General features: G+C 60.6%; 14 protein-coding genes. 4 read left to right on the top strand and 10 right to left on the bottom strand.

Features of this window, described 5'->3' with window-relative positions:
* Positions 1 to 136 precede the first annotated feature (136 nt).
* The 5 genes from topA to J3361_RS00125 form a co-directional block, all read right to left on the bottom strand.
* Positions 137 to 2,749, bottom strand: a complete 2,613-nt coding sequence (topA, locus tag J3361_RS00145) for a type I DNA topoisomerase (protein WP_207961279.1) — start codon at positions 2,747 to 2,749, stop codon at positions 137 to 139.
* A gap of 115 nt (positions 2,750 to 2,864) precedes the next feature.
* Positions 2,865 to 3,101: a DUF1653 domain-containing protein gene (locus tag J3361_RS00140; RefSeq protein ID WP_025212748.1), complete on the bottom strand. Its 237-nt coding sequence runs from the start codon at positions 3,099 to 3,101 to the stop codon at positions 2,865 to 2,867.
* A 107-nt stretch (positions 3,102 to 3,208) separates the two neighbouring features.
* A complete protein-coding gene (gene fadA / locus J3361_RS00135) occupies positions 3,209 to 4,384 on the bottom strand; it encodes an acetyl-CoA C-acyltransferase FadA (protein WP_207961276.1) in 1,176 nt (391 codons plus the stop codon).
* A gap of 32 nt (positions 4,385 to 4,416) precedes the next feature.
* Positions 4,417 to 6,564 carry a fatty acid oxidation complex subunit alpha FadB gene (fadB, locus tag J3361_RS00130; RefSeq protein WP_207961274.1) on the bottom strand — a complete coding sequence of 716 codons (2,148 nt, stop codon included), beginning with the start codon at positions 6,562 to 6,564 and terminating at the stop codon, positions 4,417 to 4,419.
* Between the two features lie 598 nt (positions 6,565 to 7,162).
* Positions 7,163 to 7,600 (bottom strand): hypothetical protein, encoded by a 438-nt coding sequence (locus tag J3361_RS00125; protein WP_207961272.1) that lies wholly within the window; start codon positions 7,598 to 7,600, stop codon positions 7,163 to 7,165.
* Positions 7,601 to 7,701: 101 nt separating this feature from the next.
* Between J3361_RS00125 and J3361_RS00120 the strand changes: the two genes are divergently transcribed.
* Positions 7,702 to 8,142 (top strand): universal stress protein, encoded by a 441-nt coding sequence (locus J3361_RS00120; protein WP_060738415.1) that lies wholly within the window; start codon positions 7,702 to 7,704, stop codon positions 8,140 to 8,142.
* Positions 8,143 to 8,268: 126 nt separating this feature from the next.
* Here the strand turns inward: J3361_RS00120 and J3361_RS00115 are convergent, their stop codons facing one another.
* Positions 8,269 to 10,188, bottom strand: a complete 1,920-nt coding sequence (locus J3361_RS00115; RefSeq protein ID WP_207961270.1) for an ATP-binding cassette domain-containing protein — start codon at positions 10,186 to 10,188, stop codon at positions 8,269 to 8,271.
* Between the two features lie 213 nt (positions 10,189 to 10,401).
* Here J3361_RS00115 and J3361_RS00110 point away from each other — a divergent pair, with 213 nt between their 5' ends.
* Positions 10,402 to 12,330 carry a transglycosylase SLT domain-containing protein gene (locus tag J3361_RS00110; RefSeq protein WP_207961268.1) on the top strand — a complete coding sequence of 643 codons (1,929 nt, stop codon included), beginning with the start codon at positions 10,402 to 10,404 and terminating at the stop codon, positions 12,328 to 12,330.
* Between the two features lie 59 nt (positions 12,331 to 12,389).
* Here the strand turns inward: J3361_RS00110 and J3361_RS00105 are convergent, their stop codons facing one another.
* The gene (locus tag J3361_RS00105) at positions 12,390 to 13,241 is read right to left on the bottom strand and encodes a Fic family protein (protein ID WP_207961266.1); all 852 of its coding nucleotides are present in this window, start codon (positions 13,239 to 13,241) and stop codon (positions 12,390 to 12,392) included.
* Positions 13,242 to 13,299: 58 nt separating this feature from the next.
* Positions 13,300 to 15,069 (bottom strand): ABC transporter transmembrane domain-containing protein, encoded by a 1,770-nt coding sequence (locus tag J3361_RS00100; RefSeq protein ID WP_207961264.1) that lies wholly within the window; start codon positions 15,067 to 15,069, stop codon positions 13,300 to 13,302.
* A 257-nt stretch (positions 15,070 to 15,326) separates the two neighbouring features.
* On the opposite strand from J3361_RS00100, the gene J3361_RS00095 reads away from it, so the two are divergent.
* The gene (locus J3361_RS00095; protein WP_207961262.1) at positions 15,327 to 15,506 is read left to right on the top strand and encodes a PA1571 family protein; all 180 of its coding nucleotides are present in this window, start codon (positions 15,327 to 15,329) and stop codon (positions 15,504 to 15,506) included.
* 234 nt (positions 15,507 to 15,740) lie between these two features.
* Here J3361_RS00095 and pdxB read toward each other — a convergent pair whose 3' ends face one another.
* Positions 15,741 to 16,883, bottom strand: coding sequence for a 4-phosphoerythronate dehydrogenase PdxB (gene pdxB, locus J3361_RS00090; protein WP_207961260.1), 1,143 nt, complete (start codon positions 16,881 to 16,883; stop codon positions 15,741 to 15,743).
* Positions 16,884 to 17,177: 294 nt separating this feature from the next.
* Here pdxB and J3361_RS00085 point away from each other — a divergent pair, with 294 nt between their 5' ends.
* Positions 17,178 to 18,581 (top strand): MATE family efflux transporter, encoded by a 1,404-nt coding sequence (locus J3361_RS00085; protein ID WP_347709604.1) that lies wholly within the window; start codon positions 17,178 to 17,180, stop codon positions 18,579 to 18,581.
* Here J3361_RS00085 and tusA read toward each other — a convergent pair.
* Positions 18,578 to 18,829 carry a sulfurtransferase TusA gene (tusA, locus tag J3361_RS00080; RefSeq protein WP_207961258.1) on the bottom strand — a complete coding sequence of 84 codons (252 nt, stop codon included), beginning with the start codon at positions 18,827 to 18,829 and terminating at the stop codon, positions 18,578 to 18,580. The genes J3361_RS00085 and tusA overlap by 4 nt on opposite strands.
* Positions 18,830 to 18,894 lie beyond the last annotated feature (65 nt).

Here is an 18,894-nt window from a genome sequence, read left to right as displayed (position 1 = left end):
ACATGAAAACCTATGGGTTGTCATGTGGCCTTTTTATTCAGTCGGGCCCTATCGAGGACAGCTGTGCCGCCCAGCGGGAGCAAGCTCCCTCGCCACGGGGGCCTTGCTTAGCCTCTCTTCCTAAACAGGCGTTCAATCAACGCTTGTCCTCAACCGTCCACTTGCCGCCGTCGTAATAGGCTTTCCAGCCGGTCGGCTTGCCATCGACTTCGGTCTGCACGTACTGCTCCTTGGTCTTGCGGCTGTAGCGAATGACCGCCGGGCGCCCTTCCGGATCCTTCTGCGGTGCTTCACAGAGGAAATGATATTTCGGATCGATCTCGTCCTTGTGCGGCACGATCTCCATCACCAATGGCGCACGGGTCTCACGATTTTTCGGGAACTGGCTGGCCGCAAGGAACAGACCTGAAGCGCCGTCACGAAGGATGTAGGTGTCGTTGACCTTCTCGCACTTGAGCTCAGGCATCTTCACCGGGTCCATCTTCGGCGGCGCCGCGTCACCGCTCTTGAGCAGTTTGCGGGTGTTCTTGCAGGTTGGGTTGGTGCAACCGAAGAACTTGCCGAAACGGCCGGTCTTGAGCTGCATCTCGCTCCCACACTTGTCGCATTCCAGGCTCGGGCCTTCATAGCCCTTGATGCGATAAGTGCCTTCTTCAATCTCGTAGCCGGCACAGTCCGGGTTGTTACCGCAGATGTGCAGCTTGCGCTTCTCGTCCAACAGGTAGGCATCCATCGCCGTGCTGCAGATCGGGCAACGATGCTTGCCGCGCAGTACCAGGGATTCCGACTCGCCCTCGTCGTCCGCGGCAATTTCGTCGCCCGGCACCAGGTTGACGGTAGCCTTGCAGCGCTCCTTGGGCGGCAGGCTGTAGCCCGAGCAACCGAGGAACACGCCGGTGGAGGCGGTACGGATTTGCATCGGACGCCCGCAGGTCAGGCACGGGATGTCGGTCATGACCGGCTGGTTGGCACGCATGCCGCTGTCAGGGCTTTCGGCCACTTCGAGCTTTTTCTTGAAATCGCCGTAGAACTCATCAAGGACGTTTTTCCAGTCCCGCTCGCCCTGAGCCACATCGTCGAGGTTTTCTTCCATGCCGGCGGTGAAGCCGTAGTCCATCAGGTTCGAGAAGCTCTCGGACAGACGCTCGGTGACGATGTCACCCATCTTTTCCGAATAGAAACGACGGTTGTGCAGCGCCACATAGCCGCGGTCCTGGATGGTGGAGATGATCGCGGCGTAGGTCGAAGGACGACCGATGCCGCGTTTTTCCATTTCCTTGACCAGGCTGGCTTCGGAGTAACGGGCCGGCGGCTTGGTGAAGTGCTGGGTCGGATCGAGCTTGATCAGCTTCATCACGTCGCCCTGGGCCATGTCCGGCAGGACATCGTCGTCCCCAGGCTTGGTGATTTGCGGCATGACGCGGGTGTAGCCGTCGAACTTCAGGATGCGCCCCTTGGCGCGCAGCTCGAAGTCACCAGCGCCGACGCTGACCGTGGTGGACAGGTATTGCGCCGGCAGCATCTGGCAGGCCAGGAACTGGCGCCAGATCAGCTCGTAGAGACGCTCGGCATCGCGCTCCATGCCCGACAGCTTGCTTGGCTCGGTGTTGGCATCGGACGGACGAATCGCTTCGTGAGCCTCCTGCGCGCCTTCCTTGCTGCTGTAGACGTTCGGCGTGTCTGGCAGGTACTTCTTGCCGAACTCGCTTTCTATATAAGTACGCGCCATCGCCACGGCATCGGCCGAGAGGTTGGTCGAGTCGGTACGCATGTAAGTGATGTAGCCGGCTTCATACAAACGCTGGGCCATCATCATCGTTTTCTTCACGCCAAAGCCCAGGCGATTGCTCGCGGCTTGTTGCAGCGTGGAGGTGATGAATGGTGCCGAAGGCTTGCTGCTGGTTGGCTTGTCTTCACGCTTGACGATGCTATAGCTGGACGCCTTGAGCTTCTCCAGCGCCGCCATGGCCTGGGCTTCGTTGAGCGGTTTGAAGGCTTCGCCCTTCTCGCGGGCCACGTCGAAGCGCACGGTCGCGCCCTTGGCAGTGCCGAGGTCAGCGTGGACTTCCCAGTACTCTTCAGGGATGAACGCCCGGATTTCCCGCTCGCGCTCCACCACCAGCTTCACGGCGACCGACTGCACGCGACCAGCCGACAGGCCACGGGCAATCTTGGCCCACAGCAGCGGCGAAACCATGTAGCCCACCACACGGTCGAGGAAACGCCGCGCCTGTTGGGCGTTGACCCGGTCGATATCCAGCTCGCCCGGCTGGGAGAAGGCTTCCTGGATGGCCTTCTTGGTGATTTCGTTGAACACCACCCGCTTGTAGCGGCTGTCATCCCCACCAATGGCTTCGCGCAGGTGCCAGGCAATGGCTTCCCCTTCGCGGTCCAAGTCCGTCGCGAGATAGATGGTGTCGGCGTCCTTGGCGAGCCGACGCAATTCTTCGATGACCTTTTCCTTGCCTGGGAGGATCTCGTACTTGGCTTTCCAGCCGTGTTCCGGATCGACCCCCATGCGTGAGACCAGCTGCTTGCGCGCCTTTTCTTTCGGCGACAGCGCCGGCGCTTCACCGGCAGCAGCCTTGCCGCGCTTGGCGGCTGGCTCCTTACTGGCGCTAGCCGAACCGCTGGTGGGCAGGTCTCGGATATGGCCGATACTCGACTTCACCACGTATTGGTTGCCCAGATACTTGTTGATGGTCTTGGCCTTAGCCGGGGATTCCACAATGACCAGCGATTTGCCCATGGATCAGAAAATTCCTGAATTCTAAAAAGTGAAAGGCGGTTGGCGCCTGACGCGGCACCGCTATATATAGTGGCTGCAAGGTGAGGTCAAGCGCAGGGTTGCCCGCATGCCGGCCTCAAGGCTTGGAAAAAATGCTCTCCTCGGCCTGCACCAAAGCAAAGCGTGGCACCTGTTCGCCGTCAACCTCGACGGACTCTTGGAACATGCTCAAGGGACGTACCCAAAAGCCATAATCGCCATACAGGGCTTGGTAGAAGACCACTTCTTCCTCGGTCTCGGAATGCCGCGCAATGCTGAATACGCGGTACTGCGGACCTTTGTAATGCTGGTAGAGCCCAGGTTGTATCGGCATGCTTGGCACCCACTCAAATTTTTTCAAAATAAAAACAAATCTTTTTTTACTAAACCCGAAAAAACAAAAACCGGGGCACTTGGCCCCGGCTTCCATCGACGCAACGCTTAGACGCGTTCGAAGACAGTGGCGATGCCTTGGCCAAGGCCAATGCACATGGTCGAGACACCGAAGGTGCCGCCATTCTGCTTCATGACGTTAAGCAGCGTGCCAGAGATACGCGCACCGGAGCAACCGAACGGGTGACCCAGGGCGATCGCGCCGCCGTGCAGGTTAACCTTCTCGTTCATCTTGTCGAGCACTTTCAAATCTTTCAGCACCGGCAGGGCCTGTGCGGCGAAAGCTTCGTTGAGCTCGAAGAAGTCGATATCGGTGATACTCAGGCCTGCGCGCTTCAAGGCTTTCTGCGTGGCCGGTACTGGACCATAGCCCATGATCGCCGGGTCCACACCCGCCACGGCCATCGAACGAATCACGGCCATCGGCTGGATACCCAGGTCCTGGGCACGCTGGGCCGACATCACGATCATGCACGAGGCACCGTCGGTGATCTGCGACGAAGTACCGGCTGTCACGGTACCGCCCTTCGGATTGAAGGCCGGCTTGAGGGCCGCCAGGCTTTCCAGGGTGGTTTCCGGACGAATGGTTTCGTCGTAGTCGAACAGCTTCAGGAAGCCGTTCTCGTCATAGCCCTGCATCGGGATGATTTCGTCCTTGAACTTGCCTTCCACGGTCGCCTTGTGGGCGAGCTGGTGGGAGCGCACGCCAAAGGCGTCCTGCTGTTCGCGGCTGATGCCGTGCATTTTGCCAAGCATTTCCGCAGTCAGGCCCATCATGCCCGAGGCTTTAGCCGCGTACAGCGACATGTGCGGGTTCGGATCGACGCCGTGCATCATGCTCACGTGGCCCATGTGCTCGACACCACCGACGACGAACACGTCACCGTTGCCGGTCATGATCGCCTGGGCGGCGGTGTGCAGCGCGCTCATGGACGAGCCGCACAGGCGGCTGACGGTCTGGCCGGCCGCAGTGTGAGGAATCTGGGTCATCAGCGAGGCCATGCGGGCGATGTTCCAGCCCTGCTCCAGGGTCTGGTTCACACAGCCCCAGATCACGTCTTCGACTTCGTTGGGGTCGACCTTGACGTTGCGCTCCAGCAGCTTGCTGATCAGGTGCGCAGACATGTCTTCGGCGCGGGTGTTGCGGTGCATGCCGCCCTTGGAGCGACCCATCGGCGTACGACCGAAGTCGACAATCACGACGTCTCTAGGATTCAAGCTCATAAAATGTTCTCTCGCTCTAGTCGTTGGGGCGCTTAACCGAAGAAGCGTTGGCCGTTCTTGGCCATTTCACGCAGCTTCGCAGTCGGGTGGTACAGCGCGCCCAGATCAGCGTACTGGTCAGCCAGGGCAACGAACTCGGCCACACCGATCGAATCGATGTAACGCAGCGCACCGCCACGGAATGGAGGGAAACCGATACCGTAGACCAGACCCATGTCGGCTTCGGCGGCGGTTTCAACAATGCCGTCTTCCAGGCAACGCACGGTTTCGAGGCACAGCGGGATCATCATCCAGTTGATGATGTCCTCGTCGGTGACTTCGCGCTGCTCGTAGACGATCGGCTTGAGCACTTCCAGCACCGACGCATCGGCGACTTTCTTCTGCTTGCCGCGCTTGTCGGTCTCGTAGGCGTAGAAGCCCTTGCCGTTCTTCTGGCCCAGGCGCTTGGCTTCGTAGAGCACGTCGACAGCCGAACGACGGTCGTCTTTCATGCGGTCCGGGAAGCCTTCAGCCATGACATCGCGACCGTGGTGGCCGGTGTCGATGCCGACCACGTCCATCAGGTACGCCGGGCCCATCGGCCAGCCGAATTTTTCCATGATCTTGTCGATGCGCACGAAATCCACACCAGCGCTGACCAGCTTGGCGAAACCGCCGAAGTATGGGAACAGCACGCGGTTGACCAGGAAACCCGGGCAATCGTTGACGACGATTGGGTTCTTGCCCATTTTCTTGGCGTAGGCCACGGTGGTGGCAACGGCCTGTTCGCTGGACTTCTCGCCACGGATCACTTCCACCAGCGGCATCATGTGCACCGGGTTGAAGAAGTGCATGCCGACGAAGTTCTCCGGACGCTTGAGGGCCTTGGCCAGCAGCGAAATGGAGATGGTCGAAGTGTTCGAGGCGAGGATGGTGTCCTCTTTGACCTTGTCTTCGACTTCAGCCAGTACCGCTTGCTTGACCTTCGGGTTCTCGACAACCGCTTCGACCACCAGGTCGACATGGCCGAAATCGCCGTAGGACAGGGTCGGACGAATGCCGTTGAGCACTTCGGCCATCTTCGCGGCGGTCATGCGACCCTTGTCGACGCGACCGACCAGCAGCTTGGCGGCTTCGGCCAGGCCCTGCTCGATCCCGTGTTCGTTGATGTCCTTCATCAGGATCGGCGTGCCTTTGGACGCCGACTGGTAGGCGATACCGCCACCCATGATGCCGGCGCCGAGCACGGCGGCCTGCTTCACGTCACGGGCGATTTCGTCGTAGGCCTTGGCCTTTTTCTTCAGTTCCTGGTCGTTGAGGAACAGACCGATCAGGCTTTGCGCAGCCGAGGTCTTGGCCAGCTTGACGAAGCCGGCGGCCTCGACTTCCAAGGCCTTGTCGCGACCGAAGCTCGCGGCTTTCTGGATAGTCTTGATCGCTTCGACCGGCGCCGGGTAGTTCGGGCCAGCTTGACCGGCCACGAAACCCTTGGCGGTTTCGAAGGCCATCATTTGTTCGATGGCGTTGAGCTTGAGCTTTTCCAGCTTCGGCTGGCGCTTGGCCTTGTAGTCGAACTCGCCACTGATCGCGCGCTTGATGGTTTCAAGGGCCGCTTCCTGGAGCTTGCCAGGTTCGACCACGGCATCCACGGCACCGACTTTCAGCGCGTCTTCGGCACGGTTTTCCTTGCCGGCGGCGATCCACTCGATGGCGTTGTCGGCACCGATCAGGCGCGGCAAGCGCACGGTGCCGCCGAAGCCCGGGTAGATGCCCAGCTTGACTTCCGGCAGGCCGATCTTGGCCGTGGTGGACATGACGCGGTAGTCCGCCGCCAGGCACATTTCCAGGCCGCCACCCAGGGCGATGCCGTTGATGGCCACGACGGTCGGTACGTTGAGGTCTTCGAAGTCGCTGAAAATACGGTTGGCTTCGAGGTTGCCAGCGATCAGTTCGGCATCGGGCAGCTTGAAGTTGTCGACGAATTCGGTGATGTCGGCACCGACGATGAACACGTCCTTGCCGCTGCTGACGATCACACCCTTGATCGAAGCATCTGCCTTGATAGTGTCTACGGCCTGACGCAATTCATTCAGGGTTAGACGGTTGAACTTGTTGACGGACTCACCCTTGAGGTCGAATTTCAGTTCGACGATGCCACTTTCAAGAGCCTTAACCGTGATGGCTTTACCTTCGTAAATCATCAACTGATCTCCACGATATGGAAGCTGAACAGTACACGTTGGACGCTGGCCACTGGTTCGACACTGACGTTACCGTCGATGCTACGCCAATCCGCCAGGCACACCCGTCAACGCGATAGTCGGGGTCTGTAGGAACGTTCTGAAAATACAAACGCTCAATTCATACGCCCGTTTGATTTGGGTACGTCACCTTCACGGAATTTCCGACAATTGTCAATCGCCCTAAACACGGGCGTGAACGCGACCTTACGGTCATTTTCGTACCGTACGGATCCGCAACACGGAGCCGCATGTGCAGCTATTCATAGGATCAATCATTAGAAAAATCGCCCTAATTCCAGACATATCGGATCCAGCCGACTACGCTGTCGGGAGCGCGATTGAAATTTGAGGAACGAAGGGCGCTGCGAACGCACGCCCTGACACGAGATGGATTACCGGCCTGCCTGGCCAACCGCCCGATGAGACTGTCGGGCTTTTTTATGCCTGTAGGAGCTGCCGAAGGCTGCGATCTTTTGATCTTTCACTTGAGACTCAATGGCCTGGGTAAAGATCGCAGCCTCGCTTCGCTCGACAGCTCCTACGCAGCCAAAGTCGCTCAGGCCAGCGCCTTGAGCGTGCTGGCAATGTCTTGCAAAACACTGGCTTCGCCTTTTTCGCCCCAGTACACCGCAATCATTTGCCGATCGGCTTCAACTTTGTAGACGTTGGCCGGCAATTTTTCGAAATGATTGAGCAGGGCTTCATCCTGGCAGACTTCCCGCCACTGATTGGCCCAGACGCCCGGCGCCGTTTGCCAGTAGCTCCAACACGCCGGCTGGTTGCCTCGCCGGGGCCGATAGTACTGGGCACAGGGGTTTGGCGGCTGTTGGTCGAGCCAGTGCGGCCACTCCTGCGGCGCCAGTTGCATGGCCAGGCCCAGGCGTCGCGCTTCCATGCGCAGGGCCATGCGACCGCTCTGTACACGGGACGGACGCAACCATGCCAATGGACTTAACACCACCAACAGGATTGACAGCACGATCCAGACCGTCATATTCGTACTCCCCGATTCTGATGAGCCATTGACCCAGGTCGCCGTCAATGCGCTTGAAACCAGCCATACTTACCGTATCGCAATTCTCTGGAGTGCCTTCCATGTACTACAACCACGTTCTGGTCGCCGTTGACCTCACTGAAGAATGCGATCCGGTCGTCAAGCGCGCCCTCGCCCTTTGCGAAGGCCGAGACACCCAGCTGTCGCTGGTGCATATCGTCGAACCAATGGCCATGGCCTTCGGCGGCGACGTGCCGATGGACCTTTCCCAGTTGCAGCAGCAGCAATTCGACCAGGCCAAGGAACGCCTTGACCGACTGATCGTGAAATACCCGGCCCTGAAGAAGGAATTCAGCCACTTGACCTACGGCCAGCCACGCCAGGAGATCCATCACCTGGCCAAGGAACAGGGTTGCGACCTGATTGTCGTCGGCAGCCATGGTCGCCATGGCCTGGCGCTGCTGCTGGGCTCGACTGCCAACGATGTGCTGCATGGCGCGCCTTGCGATGTGCTGGCGGTGCACCTGGTCAAGCGCACCTGAGCCATATACCCCTGTGGGAGCGAGCCTGCTCGCGAAAGCGGTGTGTCAGCCAAGACCAATGGCGCTGATCGACCGCTATCGCGAGCAGGCTCGCTCCCACATGGATTGGTTTCTTATCTCAATGAATCAAGCGTCCAGCTCGGCCCAGCGCTCGACCAGTGCGTCCAGCTCGCCCTGCAACTGCTCCAACTGCGCGATAACCTTGGCGGTTTCGGCAGCAGGCCGCTGGTAGAACCCGGCGTCGGCCATTTCGGCTTCCACCGCGGCAATCTGCTGCTCCTTCGCATCGATATCGCCCGGCAGAGCCTCCAGCTCGCGCTGCAGCTTGTAGCTGAGCTTTTTCTTCGCCGGGGCCGGAGCTGCTGCGGCGGCAACCGGCGCAGGCTCGGCCTTGACCACCGCCGAATTCAGGTCGGCCTTGCCGGACTTGCTTTCGGTGACGCCCAGCAGGCGCGGCGAACCGCCCTGGCGCAGCCAGTCCTGATAACCACCGACGTATTCACGAACCAGGCCTTCACCTTCGAATACCAAGGTGCTGGTAACCACGTTATCGAGGAATGCCCGGTCGTGACTGACCATCAAGACGGTGCCATTGAAGGTCAACAGCACTTCTTCCAGCAATTCCAGGGTTTCCACGTCCAGGTCGTTGGTCGGTTCGTCGAGCACCAGCAGGTTCGCTGGCTTACTGAACAGCTTGGCCAGCAACAGACGGGCGCGCTCACCACCCGACAGCGCCTTGACCGGCGTACGAGCACGCTGGGGGCTGAACAGGAAGTCGCCGAGATAGCTCAGTACATGACGGCTCTGGCCATCGATGTCGATGAAGTCGCGGCCTTCAGCCACGTTGTCGATCACGGTCTTTTCCAAGTCCAGCTGATGACGCAACTGGTCGAAGTAGGCGACGTCGATCTTCGTGCCCTCTTCCACCTTGCCGCTGGTAGGCACCAGGCCACCGAGCATCAGTTTGAGCAGGGTGGTCTTGCCGGTGCCGTTGGCACCCAGCAGGCCAATGCGATCGCCACGCTGCAGGACCATGGAGAAGTCCTTGACCAGGAACGGACCACCCGGATGGGCGAAACTGACGTTCTCCAGCACCATGACCTGCTTGCCGGACTTGTCGGCCGTTTCCAGCTGGATGTTGGCCTTGCCGGTACGTTCACGGCGTTCGCTACGCTCAACGCGCAGGGCCTTGAGGGCCCGTACACGACCTTCGTTACGGGTGCGACGGGCCTTGATGCCCTGGCGAATCCAGACTTCTTCCTGGGCCAGTTTCTTATCGAACAAGGCGTTAGCGGTTTCTTCCGCTGCCAGCGCCGCTTCCTTGTGCACCAGGAAGCTGGCGTAGTCGCCATTCCAGTCGATCAGGCCGCCGCGGTCCAGTTCAAGGATGCGCGTCGCGAGGTTTTGCAGGAAGGAACGGTCGTGGGTGATAAACAGCACCGCCCCCTGGAAGTCTTTCAGGGCTTCTTCAAGCCAGGCGATGGCGCCGATGTCCAGGTGGTTGGTCGGTTCGTCGAGCAGCAGCAGGTCTGGCTCGGAGACCAGGGCCTGGGCCAGCAGGACGCGGCGACGCCAACCGCCAGACAACTCGGCGAGGGTCTTGTCGGCCGGTAATTGCAGGCGGCTCAGGGTGCTGTCGACCAGTTGCTGCAGACGCCAGCCGTCGCGGGCCTCGAGGTCGTGCTGCACATGCATCAACTTGTCCAGGTCGGCATCGGTGACGATGTTCTGGCTCAGGTGGTGATACTCGGCCAACAGCGCGCCGACACCGTCCAGACCTTCGGCGACCACGTCGAATACAGTCCGCTCGTCGGCCACCGGCAGTTCCTGGGGCAATTCGCCGATTTTCAGCCCTGGCGCACGCCAGACCGAGCCGTCGTCGGGCTTCTGATCGCCCTTGACCAGCTTCATCATGCTGGACTTGCCGGTGCCGTTGCGGCCGATGATGCACACCCGCTCACCACGGGCGATCTGCCAGGACACCTTGTCCAACAACGGCATAGCGCCGAAAGCAAGGGACACATCGCTGAATTTGAGCAGGGTCATGAGCTTCTCCAAAAACCGGGCGCGCATTCTACCTGAGATGAGGCCTCAAGGGTCCGCCAATTTCGCCACTGAAGCACTCTGCACGACAAATGTTGCGAACTTGCACCGACAGCCCTGCAAAGCTTTCGCCGGCTGCTGGCAAAAGGCTAAGCTACAGACAGTTACCCTGGGTTAACCCTTGGGCTTGTCATGTTTTTTCTGCCCGGACGTCTCATGCGCAGTCGCCTTTTCAGTGTTTTATCGTGTCTTTTTGTATGTGCCACTGCCGTTCAATCCGCTCAGGCAGTGGATATCTCCACTCAGCGCCAGTATTACAACGAGGCCAAGCGGGCCTTGGCCAAGGGTGATTCCGGCCCTTACTTTCGCTACAGCCAGGCCTTGCGCGATTACCCGCTGGAACCGTACCTGGCCTACGATGAACTGACCGCTCGCCTCAAGAGCGCCAGCAACGCCGAAATCGAAAAATTCCTCGCAGAGCACGGTGACCTGCCTCAGGCCAACTGGATGAAACTGCGTTGGTTGCGCTGGCTGGCCGAGCGCGGCGATTGGGCAACCTTCGTCAAGTATTACGATCCCAAGCTCAACTTCACCGAACTGGACTGCCTCAACGCTCAGTACCAGCTCAGCCACGGCCTGAAGGCCGAAGGCTATGCCAACACCGAAAAACTTTGGCTCTCCGGCAAATCCCAACCCCAGGCCTGCGACGCGCTGTTCGGCCTGTGGGCCTCCCAGGGCCAGTTGACCGAGCAGAAACGCTGGGAGCGCACCAAGCTGGCCGCCCAGGCGCGCAATTATCCGCTGGCCAACAGTCTGGTCAGCGGCCTGACCACCCTCGCCCCCCGCGGCAAGCTGCTGGTGGACGTGGCGCAAAAGCCCGAGTTGCTCAACCAGCCCTCGCGCTTCAGCCCGGCCGATGAACCGATGGCCGATATCGTCAGCCTTGGCCTGCGTCGCCTGGCCCGCCAGGACCCGGAAAAAGCCATGGCACTGCTGGACGGCTACGCCAGCACCATGCATTTTTCCCGGGATGAAAAAGTCGCGATTGCCCGGGAAATCGGCCTGACCCTGGCCAAGCGCTTCGACGGCCGCGCCTTGGACGTGATGACCAAATACGACCCGGAGCTGCGCGACGACACCGTTTCGGAGTGGCGCTTGCGCCTGCTGCTGCGCCTGGCCCGCTGGGACGATGCTTATCAATTGACCCGCCGCCTGCCCGAGTCATTGGCCAGCACCAACCGCTGGCGCTACTGGCAAGCCCGCACACTGGAGCTGGCGCAGCCGCAAAACCCCGAGGCCCTGGCGCTCTACAAGCACCTGGCCCGTGAACGGGACTTCTATGGTTTCCTGGCCGCCGACCGCTCCCAGTCGCCATATTCCCTCGTCAACAAACCACTGGTGATGAGCCAGGCGCTGATCAACAAGGTGCGTAACACACCGGGTGTGCGTCGGGCGCTGGAGTTTCATGCCCGTGGGGACATCGTCGACGGACGCCGCGAGTGGTATCACGTCAGCCGGCATTTCAACCGTGACGAAATGGTCGCCCAGGCGAAACTGGCCTACGACCTGAAATGGTATTTTCCTGCGATTCGCACCATCAGCCAGGCCAAGTACTGGGATGATCTGGATATCCGCTTCCCGATGGCCCACCGCGACACCCTGGTGCGCGAAGCCAAGGTCCGCGGCCTGCATTCGAGCTGGGTGTTCGCAATTACTCGCCAGGAAAGTGCGTTCATGGACGATGCCCGTTCCAGTGTCGGCGCCACCGGCCTGATGCAACTGATGCCTGGCACCGCCAAGGAAACCGCGCGCAAGTTCAGCATTCCCCTGGCTTCGCCTCAGCAAGTGTTGAACCCGGACAAGAATATCCAATTGGGCGCAGCCTACCTGAGCCAGGTTCACAGCCAGTTCAACGGCAACCGCGTCCTCGCCTCGGCGGCCTACAATGCCGGCCCCGGTCGCGTGCGCCAATGGTTGCGCGGTGCCGATCACCTGAGCTTCGACGTCTGGGTCGAAAGCATCCCGTTCGATGAAACCCGCCAGTATGTGCAGAATGTGTTGTCGTACTCGGTGATCTATGGCCAGAAACTCAACTCGCCGCAACCGCTGGTGGACTGGCATGAGCGGTACTTCGATGATCAGTGAGTAAAAAATGCTTATTTAGGAGCAAGCTCGCTCCCACACTACTTTGTGTGCTGACAATCTCAGCGAGAGCGCGTCAGTGCCTGCTTACCCTGCGGGGTGAGACGATACCGTTGTATAGGGCTATTGGGCGATTCCGGACTGGTCATTTCGTTACGGACCGCCTCCCCGAGCGCCACACTCAGCGACTGCAACATGAACTCAACAAAAGGTGTCGCCTCAGCCAACCGGTCGGCGGCCGATAATGCAGTGTAATAGGCATCCTGCTGATCCCGTATGACGGCCTCGACTGGCAGATAGGCCAATACAGGTCGCCACCGGCTAAGAATCAAGGCTTGCCAAAGACGCCCCATACGCCCATTCCCATCTGCAAAGGGATGGATGAATTCGAACTCGTAGTGAAAAACACAGCTAATGATCAAAGGATGCCAATCGCACGTTCCGACCCACTCCAACAAATCGTCAACCAAATTGGTCACCCGACTGGGCGGCGGTGCCATATCCACCAACTGATCACCTCGATAAATACCCACGCCGGTACGGCGTAACTGCCCGGCATCGTCAATCAAACCATGCATCAGCAGTTCATGACCTTTGAGCAGATCGATCCGGCTATCGGGCCGCCAGCCAGACATGGCTTCGTAGGCGGCAAAGGCATTGCGCACCTCCTGGATTTCACGGGGTAATCCCAGCACTCGTTGCCCGGCCAGAACAGCAGTTACCTGCTCGACACTCAAAGTATTGTTTTCGATCGCCAAGGAAGCCTGGATTGTGCGAATCCGATTCCCTCGGCGCAGTTGCGGGGCCTGCTGACTATCACTTACAGCCGAAAGCTGGCCGATCTGCTCGCTGATGTCAGCGATCAATCCCAGCATTCGGGTTGTCAGGGTTAACGGTGGCGTATAACGACTCATGCCCTCATCCATGCCAAAGGCCGGCCGACATAATGCACCAACATACCCGCATCAGCACTCATCGAACGACCTCACCCTGCTGATTGAACTGCAACGCCGCCAACCGCGCATACAGCGCATTGCTGGCTACCAGCTCCTGGTGAGTGCCCACGGCAACCACCTTGCCCTGGTCCATCACCGCGATCCGGTCGGCGTTTTTCACCGTGGCCAAGCGGTGGGCGATCACCAACGTCGTGCGGTTTTTCATCAGGCTAGGCAAGGCTTGCTGGATCAGGTGTTCGCTTTGCGCATCGAGGGCACTGGTGGCTTCGTCCAGCAGCAGGATCGGCGCATCCACCAACAAGGCTCGGGCGATGGCCAGGCGTTGGCGCTGGCCGCCGGACAAGCCCAGGCCGCCGTCGCCCAGGTGAGTCTGGTAGCCGTCGGGCATTTTTTCGATGAAGTCATGGGCATGGGCGATCTGCGCGGCCTCGCGCACCTGTTCGGGCGTCGCCTGCGGATTGCCGTAACGAATGTTTTCTTCGACCGTGCCGAAAAACAGCGCCGGGTTTTGTGAGACCAGGGCGAAGTGCCGGCGCAGGTCCAACGGATCGAGCTGGGTCAACGGCACGTCGTCGATCAGGATCTGCCCTTGCACCGGATCATAGAAACGCAACAGCAAGTCGTAGACCGTCGACTTGCCCGCACCGGAAGGCCCGACGAGGGCCAGGGTCTCGCCGGCCTTGACGCTCAGGTCGAGACCGTCGACCGCGTAACTGTCCGGCCGGGACGGATAGGAAAAACGCACCCCTTCAAGGCGTAAATCGCCGCGGACCCGCACCGGCAAGGTCACGAGTCCTGAGGCCGGCGGCTGGATGATGTTTTCCGAACGCAGCAGCTCGGCTATGCGCTCTGCCGCACCGGCCGCCCGCTGCAGCTCACCGATCACTTCGCTCAGGGTCCCGAAGGCGCTGCCGACGATCAGGCTGTAGAACACGAACGCCGCCAGCTCGCCGCCGGAAATCCGCCCGGCGATCACATCCATGCCGCCGACCCAAAGCATCACCCCCACCGCCCCCAGCACCAGCACGATCACCAGGGTGATCAGCCAGGCCCGCTGGGCGATGCGCTTGCGAGCGGTGTCGAAGGCCTGCTCCACCGTCACGGAAAAACGCTGTTCGTCCTGGACCTGATGGTTGTAGGCCTGCACGGTCTTGATCTGGCCGAGGGTTTCGGAGACGTAGCTGCCGACGTCGGCAACACGGTCCTGGCTCTCACGCGACAAGCTGCGCACGCGCCGCCCAAAGATCAGGATCGGTGCCAATACCAGCGGCAGGGCAATCACCACGATGCTGGTCAACTTGGGATTGGTGACGAACAGCAGCACGATGCCACCCACCACCATCAAGATATTGCGCAAAAACAACGACAGCGACGAACCGATCACCGATTGCAGCAAGGTCGTATCAGTGGTCAGCCGCGACTGGATTTCCGAACTGCGGTTGTTTTCGTAGAAGCCTGGGTGCAAGTACACCAGATGGTTGAAGACCTGCCGCCGGATATCAGCCACTACCCGCTCGCCGATCCAGGACACCAGGTAAAAACGTGCAAACGTACCGATCGCCAGCCCCACCACCAACACCATGAACAGGCCGATGGATTGATTGAGCAGGTGTGGCGAACGGGTCATGAAGCCCTGGTCCACCAGCAAGCGAATGCCCTGGCCCATGGACAAGGTAATGCCGGCAGTGACAATCAACGCCAGCAAGGCGCCGGCGACTTGTTTGCGATAAGGGGCGATGAAGCCGGTGGCCAGGCGTATGGCACGGCGATGTCCAGAAGAAAGCATCAAAGGCGTCCGATAATTCAGCAGGAAAAGGCCGGTCCGCGCCGTCGAAACGCAGCGGAACCAAGTTGAATCAGAATGAGTCAGGTTAAATATGACCACTACGACTAGCAGCTAGATGTTATCGGTCTAAAGTCTGGCTGGAAACGCGACTGTGTTTCTGATTGAGTGGAGGTGTCGCCATGAACCTACAAGGAGTGTCACGGCTCGGTCACTTGGCGACATTAAAGTAGGCACACAACCTGATGAGGAGACAGGCCATGTCCTTGCAACACAGCAGCGACGACAAGATTCAAGTAATCCGCACGCAACCGGACCAGTCTCTGGGCTGCTCGTTCATCGATGAACAAGGGCGCGAAGTACCCATCACCGAAGACATGATCCGCAAAGCCTGCAACGAGCTGGAAAAGCGACTGGTCAAGCCTGCCGAACAAAAGTGATACAGCCCGTCTCGATTGAACCCGGCCTTGATGTCGGGTTTTTTATGCCGGTTGATTTTGCAGGCTTCTGTGACCAGGCTTCTGTGACCAAGCTCTGTGATCAGGCTCTTGTGGCGAGGGAGCTTGCTCCCGTTGGGTTGCGAAGCAACCCCATGCCTTGTCGGGAGCTAAAAAGCGACGACTGCTTCGCAGCCGAGCGGGAGCAAGCTCCCTCGCCACAACAGCGCTCCACGCTCAAATGGCAGTGGCACCCAGTGCCGTCACGATCTGTTGCAAGGTCGCCGACGGCCCTTCGATGCGCACCTTCAAGCTGTCGATTTCCCGTCGTGGCGGGTAGTGCTTGCGCAAGGCATCGAACGCACTGCGCTGCTCGTCGACGGTGCCCACCAGGCTGCGACGAAAGTTCGCATCATCGCCACGGGGGTCGTACACGCTCCGGCACAGCGCCGCCAAGGCCCAGGCCGGGTCGGTCTCGGCGTCCAGAGTGATGCCACCCAGCCACGGCCGAGGCAACAGGTCGCTGAGGCGGACGTCGGCCGGCTGTTCCAGGAACGCGCACAAGGCCTGGTAGATCTGTGCCGTGCCACGCTGGCGGCCATCGAGGCTGTAGCCGGCAATGTGCGGGGTGGCGATCACGCATAAGTCGGCGAGGTCCACGTCCACGGTAGGCTCCCGTTCCCAGACATCCAGCACCGCTTGCAGGTCTTCGCGCGCCAGCAACACCTCGCGCAGCGCGGCGTTATCGATCACCGATCCGCGGGCCGCATTGATCAGCCAGGTTCCGGGCTTGAGCTGGTTCAGGCGTGCTTCGTCGAACAGGTGCCAGGTCGGTTGCTCGCCGTCGCGGGTCAACGGCGTGTGCAGGCTGATCACATCGCACTGCTCGATGATCTGCTCCAGGCTCACATAGTCGCCGCCCTCGGCGGCCTGACGCGGCGGATCGCAGACCTTCACGGTCCAACCCAGGCCCCTGAGCACTTCGATCAACCGCCCGCCCACCTGGCCCGCGCCGACCACGCCGAAGGTTCGCTGCTCCAGCGCCACGCCTTCGATTTCCGCCAGGGTCATCAGGCTGCCCAGCACGTAGTCCACCACGCCACGGGCGTTGCAACCGGGTGCGCTGGCCCAACGAATGCCGGCCCCGGCCAGGTAATCCAGGTCCAAGTGATCGGTACCGATGGTGCACGTGCCGACGAAGCGCACCTTGCTACCCTCCAGCAGCGCCCGATTGACCTGGCTGACCGAACGCACCAGCAGCACGTCGGCTTGCTCGACCATCGTCCGGTCGATCCCCCGGCCCGGTACCCGGCGGATTTCGCCGAACCCTTGGAAAAACGCATCAAGCAGGGGGATATTTTCGTCGGCGACGATCAGCATGGCAGAGCTCCTTTGGCGGGAGGGGCAGTGTAGGCGTTCCGTTGGGCCCGTGCATTACCCGGAGCGAATGATGTTGTGGCGAGGGGATTTATGTGGGAGCAAAGCTTGCTCGCGATGCAGGCGCCTCAATTCCTCGGGAGACCGCATCATCTTCATCGCGGGCAAGCCTTGCTCCCACAGGTGCTCGAAAACTGAGAAAACGATTACAAATCCACAACACAGGTTTTTTCCTGACCACTGCGTCAAGGCGTAGAATTCGCCGCCTTGCGCTAATTTCTCTCGGACGCTTCGCCTGTGAATCCTGTCATCGACTCTCCTGCCACTCTTTCCCGCCCGGCCCGGGTGCGTCTGGAATTCAAGACCCTGCTGGCCTTGGCCCTGCCGATCATGGTGGCGCAACTGGCGACTACCGCCATGGGCTTTGTCGACGCGGTGATGGCCGGTCGGGTAGGCCCACGGGACCTGGCGGCAGTGGCCCTGGGCAACTCGATCTGGGTACCGGTGTTCCTGTTGATGACCGGCACCTTGCTGGCGACCACGCCAAAAGTGGCCCAGCGCTTCGGTGCCGGCACGTTCGACGAAATCGGGCCGCTGGTGCGCCAGGCGCTGTGGCTGGCGCTGGTGGTGGGGTTGCTCGCGACCCTGGCGCTGTTCAGCGCCGAACCGATCCTGCACATCATGAAAGTCGATCCCGAATTGATCGGCCCGTGCATGGAATACCTGCGTGGCATCGGCATGGGCCTGCCGGCCGTGGCGCTGTATCACGTGCTGCGCTGCTTCAGCGATGGCCTGGGCCGCACGCGACCGGCGATGGTGCTGGGATTATGCGGGCTGGCGCTGAACATTCCGCTCAATTACATCTTCATCTACGGGCACCTGGGCGTGCCCGCCATGGGCGGCGTCGGTTGCGGCTGGGCCACGGCCATCGTGATGTGGTTCATGGCCTTGGGCATGGCCGGTTGGGCCCTGTGGGCACCGGCCTATCAGCCGAGTCGGTTGTTCAGCCGTTTCGACTGGCCGCAATGGACGGTGATCAAGCGCCTGCTGGGCATCGGCCTGCCGATTGGCATCGCGGTGTTCGCCGAGTCGAGTATTTTCGCGGTGATCGCGCTGCTGATCGGCAGTCTCGGCGCCACGGTGGTGGCCGGGCACCAGATCGCGCTGAACTTCAGCTCCCTGGTGTTCATGATCCCCTACTCCCTGGGCATGGCTGTCACGGTGCGGGTCGGCCAGGCCTTGGGCCGTCGCCAGCCCCGTGAAGCGCGCTTTGCCGCCGGGGTGGGCATGGGCACGGCCCTGGCGTACGCCTGCCTGTCGGCGAGCCTGATGTTCGCATTGCGCGGGCCTATCGCGGCGATCTATACCGCCGACCCGGTGGTGATCGAAGTGGCGTCGATGCTGATCGTCTACGCGGCGCTGTTCCAGTTTTCCGATGCGATCCAGGTCACGGCGGCAGGCGCGTTGCGCGGCTACCAGGACACCCGGGTGACGATGATCCTGACCCTGTTCGCCTATTGGGGCATCGGCCTGCCAGTGGGTTACACCCTCGGCCTGACCGACTGGCTCGGTGCAGCCAGCGGCCCAAGCGGATTGTGGCAAGGCCTGATCGTAGGCCTGAGCTGCGCGGCACTGATGCTGTCGATCCGCCTGGCACGCAGCGCGCGCAAGCAGATCCGTGTCAGCCGCTCGACGGATTAAGCGAGTTTCTTGCGGATCCAATAGAGGTAGGTGCCAGCCTCTTCCTGCTGGGCCACTAGTTCGTGGTCCAGGAACACGCAAAACTTGGGGATGTCGCGGCGAGTCGAGGGATCGGTGGCGATGACTTTCAACAGGCCACCGGGGGCCAGGTCACGGATGTGCTGGTGCAGCATCATCACCGGCTCCGGGCAATTGAGGCCGGTGGCATCCAGTGTGCCGTCGACCGGCGTGTCTTTCATTTCACTCATGTTCTACTCCTGAAACTGGCCGGCATTGTCGCGCAATGTCGGCGCTCTTAACAGATGTACATCAG

The sequence above is a fragment of the Pseudomonas sp. OA65 genome (assembly GCF_017498305.1).
GTDB classification, from domain to species: Bacteria; Pseudomonadota; Gammaproteobacteria; order Pseudomonadales; family Pseudomonadaceae; genus Aquipseudomonas; species Aquipseudomonas zanjanensis.
The sequence above is the reverse complement of the archived record's forward strand: the minus strand, read 5'-3'. Positions and strand labels throughout refer to the sequence as shown.